Origin of the sequence: Tistrella mobilis KA081020-065 (assembly GCF_000264455.2) — a bacterium.
In the GTDB taxonomy this organism is placed as follows: domain Bacteria; phylum Pseudomonadota; class Alphaproteobacteria; order Tistrellales; family Tistrellaceae; genus Tistrella; species Tistrella mobilis.
Window position 1 is genome coordinate 171,319 of the sequence record NC_017956.1, and the last position, 23,540, is coordinate 194,858.

Here is a 23,540-nt window from a genome sequence, read left to right on the forward strand (position 1 = left end):
GAGGAAGCGAAGGTCAGGCGAGCAGGGACGGGTGGAGCGTCCCCTCGAAACTGGTCGCGACCGGGCCCGACATCAAGACGCGATCGTCTTCGGTCCAGGTGATGACCAGCGGGCCGCCGTCGAGCACGATCTCGACCGTGCGACCCGTGAGGCCGCGGCGGATGGCCGCGACGGCCGTGGCGCAGGCGCCGGTGCCGCAGGCGGCGGTGATGCCGGCGCCGCGCTCCCAGACCCGCATGCGCAGCCTGTCGGGGCCCAGAAGATGGGCGACTTCGACATTTGTGCGCTCAGGGAAGGTGGGATGACGCTCGATCATCGGCCCCCAGCGGGTGAGATCGATCGCCTCGGCATCGTCGACGAAAAAGACCGCATGCGGGTTGCCGACATTGACCGCCACCGGCAGCTTCAACGGCCCGACTTCCACGCCCTCCACGGCCAACGTGTCGGCGGGGGCCGCCAGCGGAATCTGCCGCCAGTCGAGCCGGGCGGGGCCCATGTCGACGGTGACCGTGCCAGCTTCGTGCTGCTCTGCATCGCGGCTTGCCCGGAGCAGGCCCGAGATCGTGGCGATGGTCGCGCGGCCGAGCCCGCTTTCGTCCATCAGCAGGGCCCCGACACAGCGGGTGGCGTTGCCGCAGGCACCGACCTCGCCACCATCGGCATTGTGGATGCGCATCACCGCATCGGCACCGCCGGCGGCGATCGGGTCGTCGTCGGTCGGATCGATCAGAATGAACTGGTCACAGCCGACGCCGAGCCGCCGGTCCGAGATCCGGCGGATGGTCGCGTCATCGAGCACGAGGCCCCGGGCCGGGCCGCTCCGTCGGTCGATGATGACGAAGTCGTTGCCGAGCCCGTGCATCTTGAGGAACGGGATCCTGATCATAGCTCCGATCTTATAGGCTTCGGCCCGGCTGCCGTCCAATCAATTCGCGGCCGTCACGGCAGGGTTGCAGGCGGCGATCAGGCCGGAATTTCAGTCTGTTGACTGGTCAGAGGCGGGGCTGCCGCCGGTGCCTGCACCGGCAAGAGGCAGGTGATCCGCGCGCCGCCCCCCGGGGCATCGTCGATCCGGATCCGGCCGCCATGCAGCTCGATCAGGCTGCGGGCAAGCGGCAGACCGAGACCCACCCCGGCCTTGCGTTCGCCGCGGCGACGGCGCCAGAAGCGCTCGAAGACCTGTTCGCGCTCTTCCTCGGGGATGCCGGGGCCCTGGTCGGAAATGATCAACGCCACCATCGACGGGCCGCCTTCCGGATCCGCGGGGCGGGCTTCGGCTGCCATGCGGATCCGGGTGTCGACGGGGGTGAATCGCAGCGCATTGCCGAGCAGGTTGTAGAGAGCCTGACGCAGGCGCAGGCCGTCGGCATCGATCGTGCCGCACTCAGGCGGGCAGTCCAGATCGATCGACACCGAGGCGGCCTTGGCACGCTGGCGGGCGAGATCCGCTACCGACCGCAAAAGCTGGCAGACATCGACCGGACGACGATTAAGGGTGACGTCACCGGCATCGATCGAGGCAAGGTCGATCATGTCGTTGATCAGCACCAGCAGATGTTCCGAGGCATGCACGATGTCTTCGGCATAGCCGCGCTGGCGCAGGTTCAGCGGCCCTGCCATTTCGCTGGCAAGAAGCTGGGCGAAGCCGATCACCGAATTCAACGGTGTGCGCAGTTCGTAGGAGACATGAGCGACGAATTCGGATTTGAGGCGATCGGCTTCGGCAAGTGCCGCGGCCCGGTCACGGAGGGCGCGCTGCACCCGGATGGTGTCGGTGACATCGGCAAGCGACACCAGTGCGGCCCCGTCCGGGAGCGGGGTGGCGGCAATGGAGAAGAAACGATCGCCGGCGAGTTCGAGCGTCATCTCGCCGCGGCGGCGTTCGACCAGAGCCTCGTCCACCACCTGCCGGACGAGATCCAGATCGTCGGCACGGGTGGCGAGGGGGCGCGCGGCATCCAGCAGCTGGCCGAGCGGCGTCTCGATCGAGACCTGATCGGGCCGTACTTCCAGCAATCGGGCGAAGGTCTGGTTGGCGAGGCCGAGCCGGCCATCGGACCGGAACACGGCCAGCCCTTCGGCCAGGGCATCGATGGTCGCGCGCTGCACGGCGATCAGGGTGTTGTAGGACCGCTCCAGCGCCAGCCGGTCGCTGACATCCTCGTAGATGTGGACCAGCCCGCCCTGGCGGTGGGGCGCGATGATGACATGGAGCGTGCGGCCGTCGGGCAGATGGACCAGTTCTTCCATCGGCGCAAACAGGCTGGTGTAGAGGGCCAGCCGGTCGCGTTTCCAGGCCGGAAAATTCACGACTTCCGGCAGGCGCCGGCTTTCTCGCAGACGTTCAAGCAGTTCGCCCTCACGTGGGCGCTGGTCCAGAAAGGCGGCATTCAGATGCCACAGCCGGGCAAAAGCCCCGTTCCAGAAGGTCAGGCGCATATCGGCGCCGAAGACCGCAATGCCGCTGGTGACGCTTTCGAAGGCTTCGATATAGCCGGCTTCCACCCGCTCCATCGCCGCTTCCGCTTCGGCGAGCGCCGTGGCGTCGAGAGCGAGGCCCACGGCAGGTCGGTCGGTTCCGGGCGGAATCTCCAGGATCTCGTATACCCGGCGCACGCCGTCGGTGACCACGGCGCGGCGTTCGCGCATCGGCAGACCGCGATCGCGGGCGGTGCGGGCCAGGGCGCGGGCTTGGGCGATCAGGGCACGGTTGGCGAATTCCGGTCGTTCATGCCCGTCATCGCCCAGTTGGAAGGCATCGAAAGCGGCGTTGTGGCCGCCGATCGCGCCGCTGATGTCGCGCCACCAGACCGGCAGAGGCAGCGCGTCGAGCAGGGCCGTGGCGGCATCTGCCCGTGCCGAGGCGGTTTCGGCGGCGACGGCAGCAGCTTCATGGGCGCGGCGTTCGGCGGCAAGCTCACGCTCGGACGATTGCAGGCGATCGGCAACGGCTCGCCCACGCGCACGCAGCCTGATTGCGTACACGGCGAGGCCGGCCGAAAGGGCCGTCATGACTGCGGCGACGACGATCGGATCCATGACCTGAGTTTAGCAGTCATGGCCGGGGCCGCAATCACGACACCGCAGGGATCGTGTCATTGGCCGTGAACGCAACGCCGCCGCCGGGCGGACCCGGCGGCGGCGCAACGGTGGTGCGATCCCACGAGATGGGCGGTACTCAGTAGCGGTAGTATTCCGGCTTGAACGGGCCTTCCGCCGGCACGCCGATATACTGGGCCTGCTTGTCGCTGAGCCTGGTCAGCTTCACGCCCAGCTTGTCGAGATGCAGCGCCGCCACCTTCTCGTCCAGATGCTTGGGCAGGGTGTAGACCTTGCGCTCATAGGCCTGGGCGTTGTTCCAGAGTTCGATCTGGGCCAGGACCTGATTGGTGAACGACGCGCTCATCACGAAGCTCGGATGGCCGGTGGCGCAGCCAAGGTTCACAAGGCGGCCCTTGGCAAGCAGGATCAGGCGCTTGCCGCCGGGCAGCGTGATCTCGTCGACCTGCGGCTTGATCTCGTTCCACTCGTAATTGTGCAGGGCCGAGACCTGAATTTCGCTGTCGAAGTGGCCGATATTGCAGACGATCGCCCGGTCCTTCATCTCACGCATATGGTCGAGCGTGATGATGTCGACATTGCCGGTGGCGGTGACGAAGATGTCGCCCTGCGGCGCCGCCTCATCCATGGTCGTGACCTGATAGCCGTCCATGGCGGCCTGCAGGGCGCAGATCGGGTCGATCTCGGTGACCAGCACCCGGGCGCCCTGGCCGCGCAGTGCCTCGGCCGAGCCCTTGCCGACATCGCCATAGCCCGCCACCACGGCGACCTTGCCGGCCAGCATCACGTCGGTCGCGCGCTTGATGCCGTCGATCAGGCTTTCGCGGCAGCCATAGAGGTTGTCGAACTTCGACTTGGTGACGCTGTCGTTCACATTGATCGCCGGGCAGGCCAGCTTGCCGGTCTTGGCCATCTCGTAGAGGCGCAGCACGCCGGTGGTGGTCTCTTCCGAGATGCCGCGGACCTCGTTCATCAGCTCCGGATACTTCTGGTGCATGATGAGGGTCAGGTCGCCGCCGTCGTCCAGGATCATGTTCGGGGTCCAGCCATCGGGCCCCTTGATGGTCTGCTCGACGCACCACTCGTATTCCTCTTCGGTCTCACCCTTCCAGGCGAAGACCGGGATGCCGGCGGCGGCGATGCCGGCTGCCGCCTGATCCTGGGTCGAAAAGATGTTGCACGACGACCAGCGGACCTCGGCGCCCAGCGCGATCAGGGTTTCGATCAGCACGGCGGTCTGAATGGTCATGTGCAGGCAGCCGGCGATCCGCGCACCCGCCAGCGGCTTCGACGCGCCATATTCATCGCGCAGCGCCATCAGCCCCGGCATTTCGGTCTCGGCCAGCGAGATCTCCTTGCGGCCCCACTCGGCGAGGGCGATGTCCTTGACCTTGTAGTCCGTGAACGTGGTCATCGAGGGCGCTCCTGATGGGCATAGCGGCTTTGCCGGGAAACCGGCAGACGTCTCTCCCACTGGTTATAGCCCTGGCTGCCCTGATCGGGCAAGGGAATATAAAGCTATCTTTATATGGTAATATGCCGCCGCATGCCGGGCCGGGCCATGAAAAAACCCGCCGGAACGGCGGGTCGGCAGGGCCGGATGCGCGGAAGACCGGCTATTCATCCTCGTCGAAGCGGTTGCCGATCAGCGTCACCAGGGCATCCATGGCCTGGGGGGCGTCGGCGCCTGCGGCCTCGATATCGATGGTGCAGCCCGGGCTTGCGGCCAGCATCATCAGCCCCATGATCGACCGGCCGGACACGGTCTGGCCGCAGCGGGTGACCTCGATGTCGGCCGAGAAGCTGTCGGCCGTCTTGACGAATTTCGCTGCCGCGCGTGCATGCAGGCCGCGGCGATTGATGATCTCGACGGTGCGCTTCAGGCGATCGCCGGAGGGCGCGGCGGACTGGTTCATCGGGCGGGGGCTCCCTCGGATCAGCGGCCGTCGCCGGCGAGCAGGGTGCTCGCGACGTTGATGTATTTGCGCCCGGCATCCTGGGCGCTGGCCACGGCCTTGGCGAGCGGCTCGGTCTCGCGCACGCTGGCGAGCTTGATCAGCATCGGCAGGTTCACGCCGGCGATCACCTCGACATGAGCCCGATCCAGGATTGAGATCGCGAGGTTGGACGGAGTGCCACCGAACATGTCTGTCAGAACGATCACGCCATCGCCGCCGTCGACGGCGGCCACCGCGTCGATGATGTCCTGGCGGCGCTTTTCCATGTCGTCGTCGGGGCCGATGCAGATCGCCTTCATGGCCTTCTGAGGGCCGACGACATGTTCGGTTGCTGCCACGAATTCGTCGGCGAGCCGGCCGTGCGTCACCAGTACCAGACCGATCATCGGTTCCGTCGTCACCTTGTTGTGGAGGCACCGGCACCGCCCGCCATCGTGGCCGCGCGCCGGGGCCCCTCAGTTCAGGGGCAGCCACCTGCCGGCGAAGGCGCGCAGTGCCGCCTCAGACCGGTTTCGCAGCCGGGGATCCCGTTCGCGCCAGATCCGCGTCGGGCATGTCGCGATGGCGTACTGTAACCCGCCACCCGTCCTGCCTCAATTCCTCTGCGAGACGTTCGGTGACGAAGACAGAGCGGTGTTTGCCACCGGTGCAGCCCACCGCCACCGTCAGATAGGATTTTCCCTCGCGGGCATAGGCCGGCAGCAGCAGGCGGATGAGGTCCAGCATCCGGTCGAAGAAGGGGGTGAACAGCGGATCGGCCGCGACATGGGCGCCTACCGCCGGATCCTGACCGGTGAGCGGCCGGAGCAGCGGATCGTAATGCGGATTGGCCAGGAAGCGCACGTCGAAGACCAGATCGGCATCGCGCGGCAGGCCGTTGCGGAAACCGAAGGAGGTGACCGAGAGCTGCAGCCCCGGAGAGCCGCCGAAGGCGAACAGCTCGGACGCCTTGCGCCTGAGGTCGGTCAGGCTGAACTCGCTGGTGTCGAGCACCACATCGGCGCGGTCGCGCAAGGGGGCGATCAGCGCCCGCTCGTCGCGGATGCCGTCTTCGACCGGGCGATCGGTTGCGCTGGCGAGCGGATGCCGGCGCCTGGTCTCGGTGTAGCGGCGGTAGAGCACCTCGTCGTCGCAGTCCAGAAAGACGACCGTGGCGGCAAGCCCGGGCAGAGCGGCGACCTGGCTCAGCGCCTGATCGACCGCGGCGGCATCGAAGCCGCGGGTACGCACGTCCACGCCCACCGCCAGCGCCTCGCCTGGCGCCATGGCTTCGACCGCAGGCGCCATCAGCCGGACGGGCATATTGTCGATCGTCTCGTAGCCCAGATCCTCCAGTGCCTTCAGCAGCGAGGTCCGGCCGGCGCCGGACAGGCCTGTGATCACCAGCAGGCGGGCAGGGCCGTTCGCATCGGGTCGGGCTGCAGCGGACCGGGGGATCGGTGTCATGTATGCCTCTGAAGCGGATCGAGCACGGCAGCCAGGGCGGCGCGCAACTTGGCCGGCGCCGAGGCCTCCACCGCCACCAGATCGATCACCGGGACGGCGGCGCCGGCAAGCATGACGGCATGGGGCATGGGCAGGCGCTCAATCCTGTGCCCCGGCGGATGGAGCCGGACCGCCAGACGCACCGGGACGGGTGCCGACATATCGCTGCGCAGGATGCCGACCCCGCGTACCTCGATCAAGCCGCAAAGCGCCGCAGGGGCAGAGGCGACAGGCCATGGTGCATCCGGTGTTCCTGCCGCCTGCAGCACCACGCGGTCGTCGGCGACCAGCCGGGCGCCGGCATCGATCAGTCGCAGGGCCAGATCGGATTTGCCCACGCCGCTCGGCCCGGTCAGCAGGACGCCGGCCGGGCCGATGCAGATGCAGGTGGCGTGAATGGTCTGCGGGTCCGTCGCCATGGCAAGGTTGCGCCCCTCGGTCCGGTCGCGCGCGCGGCCCGTGTTCAGGCGGCGTTCAGGCGGCCTTGCTCGATGCGTCGTCGGTGAGCAGTGCGTAGAGCGCTTCGGCCGTGTCGGAGCCGCGAAGCTTGTCGCAGACCCGTTCATCCCGCAGCAGCCGCGACACCCGCGCCAGTGCCTTCAGATGGTCCGCCCCGGCAGATTCCGGGGCCAGCAGCAGGAAGATCAGATCGACCGGCTGGTCGTCCACGGCGTCGAAATCGATCGGGCGCTCCAGGCGGGCGAACAGGCCCTGGACCCGGTCCAACCCGCCCAGCCGGCCATGGGGAATGGCGACGCCGTTGCCGACGCCGGTGGTCCCCAGGCGCTCGCGCTCGAGCAGCGTCTCGAAGATGGTGCGTTCGTCGATGCCTGTCAGATCGGCCGCCCGTTGCGACAGATCCTGAAGAACCTGCTTCTTGCTGCTGGACTTCAGGGATGCAAAGACCCCCTCCGGGCGCAGCAGATCCGCGATCTCCATGACGATCGAAACCTCTTGTGGGAAAGCCGGGGCGCCCGTGCGGCCCCGGCTTACACGTCGGATGGCCCCTCCGGGACCGGGAGCGGCGATCCGGTGGTCGCCGGGCCGGATGCCGCGACCGGCCCGGTACCGACGTTCCGGCGTCTCCGCCGTTCGACGTCGACCCTCAGGCCGGCTGGCGCGGATCGACCCAGCCGATATTCCCGTCCTCGCGACGGTAGACCAGATTGAGCCCGCCATGTGCCTTGTTGCGGAACAGCAGCGCAGCCTGATCTGCCAGGTCCATGCGCATCACCGCCTCTCCCACGGTCAGGGACAGGATGGCGGTGTCGGTTTCCGCAATCACCACCGGGTGGCCGTCGGCCACGTCCTCACGCTCGACCGTCTCGTCCTCCTCGGCGGCGAGAACGTAGGCGCGGGCCGGGATGGATGCAAATGAATTCTGTGCAGCATCGGCCCGCGCGTCAGTGCGGTGATGATCCCGCAGGCGCCGCTTGTAGCGCCGAAGCTGCTTTTCTGCGCGGGAGAGCGCCTGATCGAAGGCGACATAGATCTCGTCGGAGGCGCCGCTGGCCTTCATCATGACGCCGCGGCGGGCGTGGACCGAAATATCGCAGCGGAACAGATGAGCATCGCGGCCAAAGGCGACATGGGCGTCGATGGCGTCGTCGAAATACTTGCTGACGCCGCGGTCCAGTTCCTCGGAGACGTGGTCGCGCAGGGCGTCGCCGACGTCGATCTGCTTGCCCGTAACGGTAAGCTGCATGTTCCCTCGCCTGTCGCTTGTCCGCATCCGGCGTCTGCGATGGGGGCAGAGCGTGACAGACTGCCACGCGCCCTGCACCGGCGCATTGCCGGGGGCGGATCGTTGACGGGGCCGTCGGGCCGGCCGGCCTCCCTTCCGGCAGGTCCGCAGTGGGGTCCGATTCCAGTATCAGCGCCTGGCCATCTTGGCCCGGCGGCGCTGGACCGAGGATCCGATCCCCATCCCCTCCCGATACTTTGCGACAGTTCGGCGCGCGATGTCGATGCCATCCGCAGCCAGCAGCTCGACCAGCTTGTCGTCGGACAGAATCGCATCGGCGCTCTCGCCGTCGATCAGTTCCTTGATCCGATGCCTCACCGCCTCGGCCGAGACCGATCCGGAGCCGTCGGCGGTGGCGATCGCGGCGGTGAAGAAGAACTTGAGTTCGAACAGGCCCCGGGGCGTGGCCATGTACTTGTTGGCAGTGACCCGGCTGACCGTGCTTTCATGCATGCCGATCGCATCGGCGATGTCGCGCAGGGTCAGCGGCCGCAGATGGCGGATGCCATGGGCGAAGAAGCCGTCCTGCTGGCGTACCAGCTCGCTGCCCACCTTCAGGATCGTGCGGGCGCGCTGGTCCAGCGCCTTCACCAGCCAGCTTGCGGTCTGCATCCGCTCGGAAATGTATTCGCGCTCCGCCTTGGACTTCGCCTGGGCCGTGATGGTGGTTGCATAGGCATGATCCACCAGAACCCGGGGCAGGGTCTCGGGGTTGAGCTCGATCTGCCAGCCACCATCGGGGCGGGGGCGGAGCAGGATGTCGGGCACCACGGTCTGCAGCGGGTCCGCGCTGAAGCGCAGGCCGGGGCGCGGATCCAGGGCGCGCAGCTCGCGGATCATGTCGTCGAGGTCTTCATCGTCGACCCCGGTCACCCGCTTCAGCCGGGTCCGGTCGCCCTGGGCCAGCAGGTCCAGATTGGCGAGCAATGCCTGCATGGCCGGATCCAGGCGATCACGCTCAGCCAGCTGCAGGCCAAGACATTCGGCCAGATCCCGGGCGAAGACGCCGGTCGGGTCCAGCCCCTTCAGCCTGGTCAGCACCGCCTCGACGCGTGTGGTGTCGATCCCGATCAGCTGGGCCGCCTCGACCGGGGTCATGGTCAGATAGCCGTTCTCGTCCAGCAGGCCGGCGAGCACGGTCGCGATCGCCCGCTCCATCCCCTCCGGGATCTCGACCGCGATCTGTTCCTCAAGATGGCGGGCAAGGGTGGTGGCCTCGCTGGTGCGGGCTTCGAAGCCCTCGTCGTCGCCATCGAAATTCATGTCGCCGCCGCGGCCGACCGGCCCGCCGGCATCGAAGCCGAGGCCCGGATCCAGGTCCATCTCGCGCTGTGCAGGGGTTTCCTGGGATGGTGCCGGGCCGTCGCTCTCGAACATGCCGGCGATATCGGTGTCGAGGGGGGCGTGCTCTGAATCCGGCATGACGCCGCTGCCGACCAGTTCGGTCAGCTCGGTGCGGGCTCCCGGTTCGAAAGCGGGGTCCTGGCCCCGCGGATCGTCGCCGGCGTCGCCGGTCGCGAGGGCCGTCAGCGGTTCGTCGCGCTCTTCGGCACGGACCAGCAACGGGTTCTGCAGCAGCTCTTCGTCCACGAAGGCGCCGAGTTCGATATTGTTCAGCTGCAGCAGCTTGATGGCCTGCTGCAGCTGGGGCGTCATGACCAGCGCCTGGGAGAGCTTGATGTCCAGTCTCTGGCTGAGCGCCATGCGCGGGCTCCTAGAGGCTGAACCGGTCGCCGAGATAGACGCGGCGCACGTCGTCGTTGGCGACGATGTCTTCGGGGGCGCCCTCCATCAGCACGGTGCCGTCGTGCAGGATGTAGGCGCGATCGATGATGTCGAGCGTTTCACGGACATTGTGGTCGGTGATCAGTACGCCGATGCCGCGATGCTTCAGATGCGAGACCAGATCGCGGATATCGGCCACCGCGATCGGATCGATGCCCGCCAGCGGCTCGTCGAGCAGCACGAAAGCCGGGCTGGTCGCCAGCGCGCGCGCAATCTCCACCCGCCGCCGCTCACCGCCCGAGAGTGCAATGGCGGGCGTGCGGCGCAGATGGCTGATCGAGAACTCGGCCAGCAGTTCGTCCAGCATGGTCTCGCGCTTGTCGCGCACGGGCTCGGCCACTTCCAGGGTCGCGCGGATGTTGTCTTCCACCGTCAGCCCGCGGAAAATCGAGGCTTCCTGCGGCAGATAGCCGATGCCCAGGCGCGCACGCCGGTACATCGGCAGGGTGGTCACGTCGTCGCCGTCGAGCAGGATCCGGCCGTAATCGGCCGAGATCAGCCCGGTGATGATGTAGAAGCAGGTAGTCTTGCCGGCACCGTTCGGGCCAAGCAGCCCCACCGCTTCCCCGCGGGCGACGTTGAGCGACACGTCGCGCAGCACGGGGCGCTTGCGGTAGTGCTTGCCCAGCGACTGGGCGACCAGCCCCGCCGGCACATCGCCGCCCGCATCCGCGCGCTCGGGCGCGTCGGCGGCAAGCCTGCCGGGTATGTCCTGATGGCCAGAGGTCAAGGGCTCGGTGTTCCTCGTCGATGATGCGGCCCTGTCGGCGGGCCGCCGCGTCACGTCTTGTCGGTCATCACTTCTTTTCAGGCACGAACAGGCCGCGCACCGGGCCCTTGCGACCGCTTTCCAGCGTGCTGCGGCCCTTGTTCAGGTCGAGCACCAGCCGCTCGCCTTCAAGCTGGCTGCGGCCCTGGGTGAGCTTTACCGCGCCGGTCAGCGTGATCATGCCCTTGTTGACATCATAGACGCCGACATCGCCGCGGGCGCTCTCATTCGGGGTGATGATCTGCACATGGCCGTCGGCCTCGATCTTCGAGATCTCGCCGGCGGCATCGGCAAGACCGCCGCCCTGCTGCCCTTCACCCTGCTGCCCCTCACTCTGGCCCGCCTCCGGCGGGGCCTGCTTCGCACCCTTCGCGCCGGGCTGGGCGACATGGACCTTCAGTGTGTCGGCATAAAGGGTCATGGTGCCCTGAACCGCCTTCACCTCGCCGCGAAACGTCGCCACCCGCTCGACATCCGCCCATTCGAGCGAGTCCTGGGCGGTGATTTCGATCGGCTGCGAGGTGTCGATGCTGGAGGTGCGGATGGCGCTCTGCGCCGCAGCCGGCACGGGGGCGAGCACCGGGATCACGGCGGCCGCCGATCCAAGGGCCGTCACCAGCAGGGCGAGGGCCGCACCGTGACGGCGGCCCGTGGAAAGGCTGAAGGGCATGCGCGCTCCTGACGTCATCTCTCAACACCCGGATAGCCCGTCACGCGGACAGGGCCATCGAAGGTGATGGTGTCATTTTCCCGCCGGGCGGTGAAGCCGGCGGCGTCGATGCTTCCCACCGGGCCATGCGCCACCACCGGGCTGTCGCTCCGGATGGTTCCGCTGCCCAGCTCGGCGTCCACCCGTTGGGTCGACATGGCGTAGCCTGTCTCGGCGATCACCTCGACATCGCCCTCGAGCTTCAGCCGTTCGGCATCACGATCGAAGGCGCCCGTCTTGGCCCGGATGGCGAGCCAGGTTCCGTCCGAGGCGGTCATGTCGGCGCGGATGGTCTTGAGCGTGATCTGCGAACTGTCGACCGACGGCTGGGTCGCCTCGTCGGCTTCCACCCGGAATGGCCGGCCGTCCGCATCCACACCCGTAAATCTGGGTTCCAGCATCCGGAGCGCATCCACATCGTCCCGGACGATCTTCGAATATCCTATACGGGCATCGCCGCCGATGCCCGACAATTGCGACCACACGAGCACCAGCACGATCAGCCCGGCGCCGACCGCGGGCAGCAGGATCCGCGCCAGCCGTACGAACCGGCTGTAGCGGCTGCGCCGGCGCGGGGCCCGGGGGCCCGTCGGCAAGGGGGGCATTCTGGGCGTCTCGGCCATGGTCGGCTCGTCTTGCTCCGGGCGGGACAGGCTGGGGAGAGGAGGGCGAGATAAGGGCTGGGGCGCCGTTCGGTCCATACCGACCTTCAGGCCACGCCGGCCCTCAGGCAGTCGTGGACGTGGAGGATACCCACGGGCCGGCCGTCGTCATCCACCGCAAACAGGGCGGTGATCTTGTAGGCATTCATGATCGCCAGCGCCTCGGCGGCCAGGGCGCGGGCGCGGATGGTCTTGGGCGCGGCCGTCATCACCTCCGACACCTTGCGGGCGGCGAGATCGGGGCCCATGTGGCGGCGCAGGTCGCCGTCGGTCACGATGCCGGCAAGCCGGCCGGCATCATCCGTCACGCCGACGCAGCCGAAGCTTCTGGCGCTGATTTCGATCAGCGCCTCGGCCATCGGGCGGTCCGGGGTGATCAGCGGCAGGTCCTGGGGGCCGTGCATGATGTCGGCCACCTTCACCAGCCGCGCACCCAGCTTGCCGCCCGGGTGGAAGACGCGGAAATCCTCGGCGGTGAAGCCGCGCCGGTCGAGCAGCGCCATCGCGATCGCATCCCCCAGCGCCAGCGTCATGGTGGTGGAGGTGGTGGGGGCAAGCTGCAGCGGGCAGGCCTCCGGTGCCGGCGGCAGGATCAGCGCCACATCGGCGGCCTCGGCCAGCGGGCTGGCGCTGCGGGCGGTGATGCCCACCAGCGGGATGCCGAAGCGCCGGCTATGGGCCAGAATATCCGACAGCTCCGGCGTCGCCCCGGAATTGGACAGGGCCAGAATGGCATCCTGGCGGGTGATCATGCCGAGGTCGCCATGGCTCGCCTCGGCCGGGTGCACGAACTGGGCGGGTGTGCCGGTGGAGGCGAGCGTGGCGGCGATCTTGGCGCCGACATGGCCGCTCTTGCCCATGCCGGTGACGATCACCCGGCCTTTCGTGGCGTAAAGCAGGTTCACCGCGCGCGCGAAATCGGGCCCCAGCCCGGCGCGCAGGGCTTCGAGCCCGGCGATCTCGAGCGCGAGCGCCTGTTCGGCCGCGGCAAGGGCGCGGCCGTCATCGGCGGCGGTGTGGGGGGCGGTCTCGGCGGTCATCGGCACGGTGTCCCGTGGTCGTGTGCGGGGGGCATGTGCGGCAGAGGGCGGCACATGCGGATCAATATGGTTGGCCCGCCTGCCGCGTGAAAGGGCAGTCGCGGCCGCATGTTCCGCCGGGCGGAATGAGCGGCGGGCCTGGCCGGTCAATGGGCGAAGATGTCGGGCTCTTCCCAGCCCAGCAGATCCAGCCGGGCGCGGGCCGGCAGGAAATCGAAGCAGGCGCGGGCCAGATCGGTGCGGCCCTCGCGCGCGAGCATTTCGTCGAGCACGCGCTTCACCGCGTGCAGATGCAGCACATCGCCGGCGGCATAGCTCTGCTGTTCGGGGGTCAGCTGATCCGCGCCCCAGTCGGACGATTGCTGCTGCTTGGAGATCTCGACGCCGATCGTCTCGCGCAGCAGGTCGCGCAGGCCGTGCCGGTCGGTATAGGTCCGGATCAGCTTGGATGCGATCTTGGTGCAGTAGACCGGCCGGCAGTCGATGCCGAGCCGTTCATGCAGCACCGCCAGATCGAACCGGGCGAAGTGGAAGATCTTGAGAACGTCCGGATCTTCCAGCAGGGCGGCCAGCCGCGGCGCCGTGGTCTGGCCGCGGGCGATGCGCACCAGATGGGCGTCGCCGTCGCCGGTTGAAATCTGCACCAGGCACAGCCGGTCCCGATGCGGCTTCAGCCCCATGGTTTCGGTGTCGATGGCGATCGATGCCGGCCGACCGAAATCCTCGGGCAGGTCGCCTTCGTACAGGTGAATGGTCATCCGGCCGCGCCTCCGCTGTCGTCACGGCAGACCCACTGCCTGCCGAGGCAAGGTTTTAGCGCAAGCCGATCCCCCCCGCCAAGTGGGGATGGCCGCTGCCGGACGTCATCCGATCGTCATCAAGCCGCGGCCGGATCATGACTTTCCGTCGCATCGGGCGGCTCCGGCGTTGCGTCGCGGCACCCGCCGGATTATGTGTAGCCCCAGGTTTGCGCGACCGGCGGTGCCGGACCAGGAGAGGGAGACTTTGATCGCCATGAAGGATCGGCTCGTCACGGTATTCGGCGGCTCGGGCTTCCTCGGCCGCTATGTCGTCGCGCGGCTTGCCCGCACCGGCGTGCGGATCAGGGTGGCGGTGCGTGATGCGGACCGGGCCCTGTTCCTGAAGCCTGCGGGTGATGTCGGCCAGATCGCGATCATGTCCTGCGACGTGACCGACGCAGCCCAGGTGCGGGCGGCGCTCGCCGACGCTTCGGCGGCGATCAATCTGACCGGGATCCTGGCAGAAGGCTGGGGCGCCACCTTCGACGGCGTCCATGTCCAGGGCGCCGGCAACATCGCGAAGGCTGCGGCTGACGCCGGACTCGGGTCCCTGGTCCATGTCTCGGCGATCGGCGCCGATCCGGAAAGCAGCTCGGCCTATGGGCGGACCAAGGCCGCCGGAGAGGCGGCGGTGCGCGAGGCCTTCCCGACGGCGGTGATCCTGCGTCCCAGCATCCTGTTCGGCCCCGAGGACGACTTCTTCAACCGTTTCGCCGGGATGACCCGCATCTCCCCGGCCCTGCCGCTGATCGGTGGTGGCCAGACCCGCTTCCAGCCGGTCTGGGTGGTGGATGTCGCCGAGGCCGTGGTCCGCTCGCTCGACGAGCCGGAATTTGCCGGTCGGACCTTCGAACTGGGCGGCCCCAAGGTCTACAGCTTCGCCCAGATCCTGGAATACATTCTCGCCACCGTGCGCAAGCATCGCGGTCTGGTGCCGATGCCCTGGGCGCTTGCCGGGGTGGTGGCCCGCTTCGGCGATCTGCTGCCCGGCGGCATGGCGCCGCTGACCACGGACCAGCTGCGGATGCTGAAGCGCGACAATGTCGTGACCGAGGGTGCTGAAGGGTTTGCCGCCTTCGGCATCCGCCCGACCCCGGTCGAGGCGGTGGTGCCGGACTATCTGGCCCGCTATCGCGCCTGGATCCATCGGCCGCGCGACGGCCGCGCGGGGAACTGAGCTGCTTTTCAGCGCCGAGACCTGATATGCGGCCGGCCCCGACGGGGCCGGCCGCATGCTTTTCCGGGGGATGGCATGGCCGCACGGTGCCGGATGGCCGATCTGGGCCTTGCTGACCATCAATCCTTCTGAAACAAAAGCTTGTGGTGATATAGGTCAGGAAATGCGACCATTATCTCGACAAGCATCGCGGATCTACCTGCGAATCGCTCGCAACCCAGGGGCATCGGAAGAAAAGTAGTCCAGTTTCGGACCTTTCATCACGTTTTTACTCGCCAGGCGGTCTGGAAAGGCGTATATGACCTTCGAAGGCCTCCGTGCGCGCAAGGGGCGGGGTCCGGCCGTGTCGATCTGTCGGTGGAATGACCGGGATCGGGCGGGATGGATCCCTGACCAGCCTCCCCGGCGTTCGCGTCGTCTTCCGCCCGCCCGAGGCGGACCCTGACGCGACCGCAGACGACATGCCCGCAGCCAGGAACAGCCCCGGACCCGCCCGACCTGGCGGGTTGCCGATGCAGAACCCTGCCGGCACGGACGCCACCCTGACAAAGACGTCGCCCGCGACCCGTCTGTGGATCCCGGGCGGCACCGAACCGATCCGCGGCGCGGCCCCGGCCGAAGCGCGCGGACACCCAACCCCCTGCCGGGCAGGACATGCCCGGCCCACGGTCGAAGGACGAGGACCATGGCGCGCAAGCTGATGCAGTTCACCCGTATCGAGCAGAAGATGCCCGAGAAGCGAACCGCTCAAACCCGCGCCAAAGATTTCGGCGAGATCTATGCGGGGTTTGCGCCGGAACAGGCGGCCACCCAGGCCTCGCGCTGCTCCCAGTGCGGCATTCCGTTCTGCCAGGTGCATTGCCCGCTGCAGAACAACATCCCCGACTGGCTGAAGCTGACCGCCGAAGGCCGGCTGGAAGAGGCCTATACCATCTCGTCGGCGACCAACACCTTCCCCGAGATCTGCGGCCGCATCTGCCCGCAGGATCGTCTGTGCGAGGGCAACTGCGTCATCGAGAAGGGCTTCAACTCGGTGACCATCGGGTCGGTGGAGAAGTACATCACCGAGACCGCCTTCGAGAACGGCTGGGTCAAGGCGCCGAAGCCGGAGCGCGAGCTGGGCCTGTCGATCGGCATCGTTGGTGCCGGGCCGGCCGGCCTTGCGGCGGCCGAAATGCTGCGCCGCCGGGGCTACGAGATCCATGTCTATGATCGCTACGACCGCGTCGGCGGGCTGCTGATCTATGGCATCCCCAATTTCAAGCTCGACAAGCAGGTCGTGCTGCGGCGCTGGAAGCTGCTTGAAGAGGGGGGGATCAAGTTCCACCTTGGCGTCGATATCGGTCGCGACGTGACGATCGAGGAGCTGCGCCAGCGTCACGAGGCGGTGCTGATCGCGACCGGCGTTTATCAGTCGCGTGAGATCAAGGTGCCGGGCGTGGGGCTTCAGGGTGTCGAGAAGGCGCTCGACTTCCTGACCGTCTCCGACCGGCTCAATCTGGGCGATGCGCTGTCCGACGAGATGCAGGCGCGGTTCTCGGCCAAGGGCAAGAACGTGGTCGTGGTCGGCGGCGGCGACACCGCCATGGACTGCGTGCGCACCTCGATCCGTCAGGGTGCCGCCTCGGTGACCTGCCTTTATCGCCGCAACCGGCAGAACATGCCCGGCTCGCAGCGCGAGGTGGCGAATGCGACGGAAGAAGGCGTCACCTTCGAGTGGCTGTCCAACCCCGAAGCCTTCCTCGGCAATGAGAAGGTCGAGGCGGTACGGGCCGTCCGCATGCGCCTGGGTGCACCCGATCCGTCGGGTCGTCAGTCGCCGGTGGTGGTCGAGGGCAGTCAGTTCACACTCAAGGCCGATCTGGTGATCAAGGCGCTGGGCTTCGACCCCGAAGATCTGCCGGTGCTGTTCGAGTGCCCCGATCTGGTGACCACCCGCTGGGGCACGCTCAAGACCGATATCCGAACCTTCATGACCAGCGTCGACGGCGTTTTCGCCGCCGGTGACATCGTTCGCGGTGCCTCGCTGGTCGTCTGGGCGATCCGCGACGGCCGCGATGCCGCCGAGCAGATCGACCGCTATGTCCGCAACCGCATCACCGCCGCCGAGCAGTCGGCGGCTGCCAGCTGAACGCCTGGACGGGAGACAGAGCCATGTCCGAGATCATCCGCGAGACGGCCGAGACCTTCGTTGCCGCCTGGGCTGCCAACAAGGCCAAGCTGGAAGCCGCCCATGCCTATAACCCGGCCGACGAGCACGACGCCTGCGGCGTCGGCCTCGTCGCCTCGATCGACGGCACGCCCCAGCGGCGGGTCGTCGAGGCCGGTATCACCGCGCTTTCCAACCTGATGCACCGCGGTGCGGTCGATGCCGACGGCAAGACCGGCGATGGCGCCGGCATCCATCTGCAGATCCCCAAGGACTTCTTCCGGGAACATATCGAGCGCACCGGCCATCGCATGGCCGAAGGCAGCGAACTGGCCGTGGGCCAGGTCTTCCTGCCGCGCAACGATTTCGGCGCCCAGGAGCTGTGCCGCACGATCGTCGAGAGCGAGATCCTTGAGCTCGGCTACACGATCTATGGCTGGCGCCAGGTGCCGGTGAACACCCGGGCGATCGGCGAGAAGGCCGCGGCGACGCGGCCCGAGATCGAGCAGATCATGATCGCCAACGACAAGGGCAACGGCACTGTCGCCTTCGAGCGCGACCTCTATCTCATCCGTCGCCGGATCGAGAAGAAGGTCCGCGAGGCGAGCGTCGCCGACTTCTACATGTGCTCGCTGTCCAGCCGGTCGATCATCTACAAGGGCATGTTCCTGGGCGAGCAGCTGACGGTGTTCTACCCCGACCTGCTCGACGAGCGGTTCGTGTCGAACTTCGTCGTCTACCATCAGCGCTATTCGACCAACACCTTCCCGACCTGGTCGCTGGCCCAGCCCTTCCGGATGCTCGCCCATAACGGCGAGATCAACACCGTGCGCGGCAACAGCAACTGGATGAAGAGCCACGAGACCCTGATGGTCTCCGAGGTCTTCGGGCCGGCAGGCGAGGACATCAAGCCGCTGATCCCGCAGGGCAGCTCCGACTCGGGCGCACTCGATGCGGTGTTCGAGGCGCTGTGCCATGCCGGCCGTTCGGCGCCGCTGGTGAAGCTGATGCTGGTGCCGCCGGCGTGGTCGAAGGTGCCGGACGTGCCGGAGGCGCACCGTTCGCTTTACGCCTATCTGAACACGGTCATGGAGCCCTGGGACGGCCCGGCGGCGCTCGCGGTCTATGACGGCCGCTGGATCGCGGCGGGCATGGACCGCAACGGTCTGCGCCCGATGCGCTATGCCATCACCGCCGACGGCCTGCTGGTCGTGGGGTCGGAAGCCGGCATGGTGCCGCTGACCGATCAGGACGTGATCGAGAAGGGCCGGGTCGGCCCGGGCGAGATCCTGGGTGTCGACCTCCAGGAGGGCAAGCTCTACCACGACCGCGCGCTCAAGGACCTGCTCGCGGCGGAGCACGACTATGCCTCCTGGGCGGGCAAGACCACCCGGCTCGGCGCGCTGATCGATCAGGTGCCTGCACCCCAGCCGCGCTTCAACGCCGACGAGCTTCGCCGGCGCCAGCTGGCCGTCGGCCTGACCATCGAGGACCTGGAGCTGATCCTTCATCCCATGGTGGAAGAGGGCAAGGAAGCCGTCGGCTCGATGGGCGACGACGCACCGATCGCGGTGCTCTCCAGCCATTATCGCGGCCTGCACAACTTCTTCCGGCAGGAATTCAGCCAGGTGACCAACCCGCCGATCGACCCGCTCCGCGAGGAGATGGTCATGACGCTGGATACCCGCCTCGGCAACCTGGGCAATGTCTTCGCCCAGGACGAGAGCCAGATGAAGATCCTGCTGCTCGACAGCCCGGTCGTGACCAACCGCGCCTATGCGGCAATGCGCCGTTACATGAAGGATCGTGCGGTCGAGATCGACTGCACCATGCCGGCCGGTGCGGGCGAAGGCGTGCTGAAGAAGGCGCTGGAGCGGATCCGTCGCGAGGCGGAAGATGCCGTGCGCGGCGGTGCCGAGCACATCATCCTGACCGACGAGCGGCTGGACGAGACCAATGTCGCCGTACCGATGATCCTGGCGGCGGGCGGTGTGCATACCCATCTGGTGAAGCAGAAGCTGCGCACCTTCTGCTCGGTCAACGTCCGCTCGGCCGAATGCCTCGATGTGCAGTACATGGCGGTGCTGGTCGGTGTCGGCGCCACCACGATCAACGCCTATCTGGCCGAGGAGACGATCTATGATCGCCATCGCCGCGGCCTGTTCGGCGACCTGACGATCGACGAGGCGGTGTCGAACTTCAAGCATGCTGCCGATCTGGGTCTGCTCAAGGTGCTCTCGAAGATGGGCATCTCGGTGATCAGCAGCTATCGCGGCGCCTACAACTTCGAGGCGGTGGGCCTGTCGCGGTCGCTGGTGGCGGAGTTCTTCCCCGGTATGTCGTCGCGTGTCTCGGGCATCGGCCTCGCCGGTATCGAGCGCAAGACCATCCGCCAGCATGAGCGCGGCTTCCAGGGCGGTGCCTCGATCCTGCCGATCGGCGGCTTCTACCGCTACCGGGCGAAGGGTGAGGCGCATGGCCATGACGGCCGGCTGATCCACATGCTTCAGACGGCCGTCGCCAGCGACAGCTACACCCTCTACAAGAAGTATGCCGAAGGTGTGCGGGCGCTGCCGCCGATCCATCTGCGCGACCTTCTGGACTTCAAGACCAACCGCAAGCCGGTGCCGGTCGACGAGGTCGAGAGCATCACCTCGATACGCAAGCGGTTCGAGACCCCGGCCATGTCGCTGGGCGCGCTGAGTGCGGAAGCGCACGAGACGCTGACCATCGCGATGAACCGGATCGGTGCGCATTCGAACTCGGGCGAGGGCGGCGAGAGCCGCGATCGCTTCCAGCCGCGTCCGAACGGCGACAACGCCAATTCCGGCACCAAGCAGGTCGCCTCGGGCCGCTTCGGCGTCACCACCGAGTACCTGAACAACTGCCGCGAGATCCAGATCAAGGTGGCGCAGGGTGCCAAGCCCGGTGAAGGCGGGCAGCTGCCCGGCTTCAAGGTGACGGTCGAGATCGCGAAGCTCCGGCATTCGACGCCGGGCGTGATGCTGATCTCGCCCCCGCCGCACCACGACATCTATTCGATCGAAGATCTGGCGCAGCTGATCTACGACCTGAAGCAGGTCAACCCCGATGCCGAGGTCTCGGTGAAGCTGGTCGCCCGCTCGGGCATCGGCACCATCGCGGCCGGCGTCGCCAAGGCCAATGCCGACGTGATCGTGATCTCGGGCCACAATGGCGGCACCGGCGCCAGCCCGCAGACCTCGATCAAATATGCCGGCGTGCCCTGGGAGATGGGCCTGTCCGAAGCCAACCAGGTGCTGACGCTCAACCGTCTGCGCCATCGGGTGCGGCTGCGCACCGACGGCGGCCTGAAGACCGGCCGTGACGTCGTCATCGCCGCCATGCTCGGTGCCGAGGAATTCGGCATCGGCACCACCTCGCTGGTGGCGATGGGCTGCATCATGGTCCGCCAGTGCCACAGCAACACCTGCCCGGTGGGCGTGTGCACCCAGGATCCGGCGCTGCGTGCCAAGTTCGACGGCACGCCCGAGAAGGTGGTGAACCTGTTCACCTTCATCTCGGAAGAGGTGCGCGAGATCCTGGCCCAGCTCGGCGCCCGGTCGCTGAACGAAATCATCGGCCGGTCGGACCTGCTGTCGCAGGTCAGCCGCGGCAGCGCGCATCTGGACGATCTGGACCTGAACCCGATCCTGGCCCAGGCCGATCCGGGCGATCTGCCCCGCTACTTCTCGCTGTCGGGCCGCAACCCGGTCCCCGACACCCTCGACGCGCAGATGATCGTCGACGCGGCGCCGGCCCTCAACGAGGGCGAGAAGATGCAGCTGACCTACAATGTGCGCAACACGCACCGGTCGGTGGGCACGCGTCTGTCGTCCAAGATCGTCCGCCGCTTCGGCATGGACGGGCTGCAGCCGGGGCACATCACTGTGCGTCTGCGCGGCTCGGCCGGCCAGTCGCTCGGCGCCTTCGCCGTGCAGGGCCTGAAGCTGGAGGTGATCGGCGATTCGAACGACTATGTCGGCAAGGGCCTGTCGGGCGGCAGCATCGTGGTGCGTCCGCCCTTCGTGACCACCCGCAAGAGCAACGAGAACGTCATCATCGGCAACACCGTGCTCTATGGTGCGACCTCGGGCGAGCTGTTCGCGGCGGGCCAGGCGGGTGAGCGCTTCTGCGTCCGCAACTCCGGCGCCCAGGCGGTGGTCGAAGGCTGCGGGGCCAATGGCTGCGAGTACATGACCGGCGGCACAGTCGTGATCCTGGGCAAGGTCGGCCACAATTTCGGTGCCGGCATGACCGGCGGCATGGCCTTCATCTTGGACAGCGACGGCTCGTTCGAGCGCCGCGTGAACCCGGAAACGCTGGTCTGGCAGCGCATCGCCACCCCGCATTGGGAAGCGGTGCTGCGCGGCCTGATCGAGCGCCACGTGGACGAGACCAAGTCCGCCTTCGCCCAGAACCTGCTCGACGATTGGGATCGCACGCTCGATCGCATCTGGCAGGTGGTGCCGAAGGAGATGGTCTCGCGCCTCGAACACCCCCTGAACCCGGAAGAGGTCGCGGCGGTCACCGCCTGAGGCGGACCCTCGCGGGGGCGGCCCCGGGGCCTTCGGGCCCGGACCTGAGGACGGGCCGGACGACGAAGACGGGAAGCGGCGGGCATCCGGAAGGGTGCCCGCCGTTTTCGTTCAGGCGCAGCTGCCGTCACTCTCCAGCTGCGGAATTCCGGAACGACATTTCCTTTCAGTCCGATCGCGGGGCGGTTAAACCGCGCAAGGATCGGTCCTGCGACGGGCGGGGCCGGTTCTCTCTCGTAACCCCCGCAAAAGACTGGTGACATGACATGTTGGATGATGAACGCGGTCCGCTGCTTCGGCAGGCCCTCTCTCGTCTCGACGCGGCGGCCGCGTATCTCGACCTCGATCAGGACGTGGCGGAGAAGCTGGGTGCCCCCCGCGAGACCCTGAAGGCACGGCTGCTGATCCGGATGGACGACGGCAGCCGGCGGGCCTTCACCGCCTGGCGCTGCCGCTATGACGACACCCGCGGCCCCACCAAGGGCGGCATCCGCTATCACCCCGCCTCGACCATGGACGAGGTGGAGGCGCTGGCCTTCTGGATGACCTTCAAATGCGCGGTGATGAACCTGCCCTATGGCGGCGGCAAGGGCGCAATCCGGGTGGATCCGCACGGCCTGTCGCGGGCGGAGCTGGAGCGGCTGTCGCGTGCCTATGTCCAGGCCTTCGCCGGCGTGATCGGGCCGGAGCGCGACATTCCGGCGCCCGATGTCTATACCGACGCCATGGTCATGGGCTGGATGGCCGATGAATACGGCTCGCTGACCGGTGCACCGGCGCCGGCGGTGGTCACCGGCAAGCCGGTGGCGCTGGGCGGATCGCTCGGCCGCGGTGACGCCACGGCCCGCGGCGGATGGTATCTGCTGCGCCATCTGGCTGCCCGGCTGGGTGTCGAGGACCAGCCCGGCCGCGTCCGGCGGGCGATCGTTCAGGGCTATGGCAATGCCGGCCGGCATATGGCCCGACTGCTGGCGTCCGACGGCTGGACGATCGTCGGCGTTTCCGACAGCCGGGGTGCTGTGGCGGCACCCGGCGGTATCGATTTCGACGCGCTGGATGCCGCCAAGGCCCGGGGCGGGGTCGGTCTTCTGGAGGGGCCGGGCGTGCGCCGGGTCGATCCGGACGAGATCCTGGCCCTGGATGCCGAGTTGCTGGTGCCGGCGGCCCTGGAAGAGATGATCCATGCCGGCAATGTCCATCTGATCACGGCACCGGTGGTGCTGGAGCTGGCCAACGGCCCGGTGACGCCCGAGGCCGACGAAGTGCTGACTGCCCGCGGCATCACCGTGCTGCCCGACATCCTGGCCAATGCCGGCGGTGTCACGGTCTCGTATTTCGAATGGGTCCAGAACCGGCAGGGCTGGTACTGGGGCGAGGCCGAGGTGCATGAGCGGCTGAAAGCGGCGATGGAACGGGAAGGCGACGCGATCGGCGACCGTGTCGCGGCTCTCGGCATCGACTGGCGGACCGCGGCCTATGTCCACGGTCTGGCGCGGCTGGCGGACGCCATCGCTGCCCACGGCACCCAGACCGATTTCCGCGGCTGACGCCGGCCGACGTCCGGGGCTGACGCCGGGCCGAGGCCGAGCCCCGCTCGTGCAGGGGGTGCGGAGCTTTCTGCCCGCGCCCCCTGGCGGGAAGACGGG

At 67.7% G+C, this 23,540-nt stretch carries 19 protein-coding genes; 4 read left to right on the forward strand and 15 right to left on the reverse strand.

Annotated features, from left to right (window positions below; translation table 11 throughout):
- Positions 1 to 13 precede the first annotated feature (13 nt).
- The 15 genes from dapF to TMO_RS00940 all read right to left on the reverse strand — a co-directional run bounded on the left by dapF (position 14) and on the right by TMO_RS00940 (position 13,970).
- Positions 14 to 886 carry a diaminopimelate epimerase gene (gene dapF, locus TMO_RS00870; protein ID WP_041604770.1) on the reverse strand — a complete coding sequence of 291 codons (873 nt, stop codon included), beginning with the start codon at positions 884 to 886 and terminating at the stop codon, positions 14 to 16.
- A 77-nt stretch (positions 887 to 963) separates the two neighbouring features.
- The gene (locus tag TMO_RS00875) at positions 964 to 3,039 is read right to left on the reverse strand and encodes a sensor histidine kinase (protein ID WP_014743688.1); all 2,076 of its coding nucleotides are present in this window, start codon (positions 3,037 to 3,039) and stop codon (positions 964 to 966) included.
- Positions 3,040 to 3,178: 139 nt separating this feature from the next.
- Positions 3,179 to 4,474: an adenosylhomocysteinase gene (ahcY, locus tag TMO_RS00880; RefSeq protein WP_014743689.1), complete on the reverse strand. Its 1,296-nt coding sequence runs from the start codon at positions 4,472 to 4,474 to the stop codon at positions 3,179 to 3,181.
- A gap of 202 nt (positions 4,475 to 4,676) precedes the next feature.
- Positions 4,677 to 4,976: an HPr family phosphocarrier protein gene (locus TMO_RS00885; RefSeq protein WP_014743690.1), complete on the reverse strand. Its 300-nt coding sequence runs from the start codon at positions 4,974 to 4,976 to the stop codon at positions 4,677 to 4,679.
- Between the two features lie 20 nt (positions 4,977 to 4,996).
- Complete coding sequence (locus tag TMO_RS00890; protein ID WP_014743691.1) at positions 4,997 to 5,404, reverse strand: PTS sugar transporter subunit IIA; 408 nt, start codon at positions 5,402 to 5,404, stop codon at positions 4,997 to 4,999.
- A 115-nt stretch (positions 5,405 to 5,519) separates the two neighbouring features.
- Entirely contained in the window at positions 5,520 to 6,464 is a 945-nt protein-coding gene (gene rapZ, locus TMO_RS00895; RefSeq protein ID WP_014743692.1) for an RNase adapter RapZ, read from the reverse strand.
- Positions 6,461 to 6,922 (reverse strand): HPr kinase/phosphorylase, encoded by a 462-nt coding sequence (locus tag TMO_RS00900; RefSeq protein ID WP_014743693.1) that lies wholly within the window; start codon positions 6,920 to 6,922, stop codon positions 6,461 to 6,463. The genes rapZ and TMO_RS00900 overlap by 4 nt, the downstream gene beginning before the upstream one ends.
- Positions 6,923 to 6,977: 55 nt before the next feature.
- Positions 6,978 to 7,442: a PTS IIA-like nitrogen regulatory protein PtsN gene (gene ptsN / locus TMO_RS00905; RefSeq protein WP_014743694.1), complete on the reverse strand. Its 465-nt coding sequence runs from the start codon at positions 7,440 to 7,442 to the stop codon at positions 6,978 to 6,980.
- A 166-nt stretch (positions 7,443 to 7,608) separates the two neighbouring features.
- Positions 7,609 to 8,208, reverse strand: coding sequence for a ribosome hibernation-promoting factor, HPF/YfiA family (hpf, locus tag TMO_RS00910; RefSeq protein ID WP_014743695.1), 600 nt, complete (start codon positions 8,206 to 8,208; stop codon positions 7,609 to 7,611).
- Positions 8,209 to 8,376: 168 nt separating this feature from the next.
- Positions 8,377 to 9,951, reverse strand: a complete 1,575-nt coding sequence (rpoN, locus tag TMO_RS00915) for an RNA polymerase factor sigma-54 (protein WP_014743696.1) — start codon at positions 9,949 to 9,951, stop codon at positions 8,377 to 8,379.
- Positions 9,952 to 9,961: 10 nt separating this feature from the next.
- Positions 9,962 to 10,741: an LPS export ABC transporter ATP-binding protein gene (lptB, locus tag TMO_RS00920; RefSeq protein ID WP_051045425.1), complete on the reverse strand. Its 780-nt coding sequence runs from the start codon at positions 10,739 to 10,741 to the stop codon at positions 9,962 to 9,964.
- Positions 10,742 to 10,829: 88 nt separating this feature from the next.
- Positions 10,830 to 11,471 (reverse strand): LptA/OstA family protein, encoded by a 642-nt coding sequence (locus TMO_RS00925; RefSeq protein ID WP_014743698.1) that lies wholly within the window; start codon positions 11,469 to 11,471, stop codon positions 10,830 to 10,832.
- 14 nt (positions 11,472 to 11,485) lie between these two features.
- Entirely contained in the window at positions 11,486 to 12,106 is a 621-nt protein-coding gene (gene lptC, locus TMO_RS00930) for an LPS export ABC transporter periplasmic protein LptC (protein WP_187297798.1), read from the reverse strand.
- Between the two features lie 113 nt (positions 12,107 to 12,219).
- Entirely contained in the window at positions 12,220 to 13,212 is a 993-nt protein-coding gene (locus TMO_RS00935) for a KpsF/GutQ family sugar-phosphate isomerase (RefSeq protein ID WP_014743700.1), read from the reverse strand.
- Positions 13,213 to 13,358: 146 nt separating this feature from the next.
- Positions 13,359 to 13,970, reverse strand: coding sequence for a ribonuclease D (locus TMO_RS00940; protein WP_014743701.1), 612 nt, complete (start codon positions 13,968 to 13,970; stop codon positions 13,359 to 13,361).
- Positions 13,971 to 14,226: 256 nt separating this feature from the next.
- Between TMO_RS00940 and TMO_RS00945 the strand changes: the two genes are divergently transcribed.
- From TMO_RS00945 to TMO_RS00960, 4 genes are all read left to right on the forward strand, one after another.
- Positions 14,227 to 15,189, forward strand: a complete 963-nt coding sequence (locus TMO_RS00945) for a complex I NDUFA9 subunit family protein (protein WP_041605182.1) — start codon at positions 14,227 to 14,229, stop codon at positions 15,187 to 15,189.
- Positions 15,190 to 15,874: 685 nt separating this feature from the next.
- Entirely contained in the window at positions 15,875 to 17,320 is a 1,446-nt protein-coding gene (locus TMO_RS00950) for an NAD(P)-dependent oxidoreductase (protein ID WP_014743703.1), read from the forward strand.
- 23 nt (positions 17,321 to 17,343) lie between these two features.
- Positions 17,344 to 21,894, forward strand: a complete 4,551-nt coding sequence (gltB, locus tag TMO_RS00955) for a glutamate synthase large subunit (RefSeq protein WP_014743704.1) — start codon at positions 17,344 to 17,346, stop codon at positions 21,892 to 21,894.
- 266 nt (positions 21,895 to 22,160) lie between these two features.
- Entirely contained in the window at positions 22,161 to 23,441 is a 1,281-nt protein-coding gene (locus tag TMO_RS00960; RefSeq protein ID WP_014743705.1) for a Glu/Leu/Phe/Val family dehydrogenase, read from the forward strand.
- Positions 23,442 to 23,540: the final 99 nt, after the last annotated feature.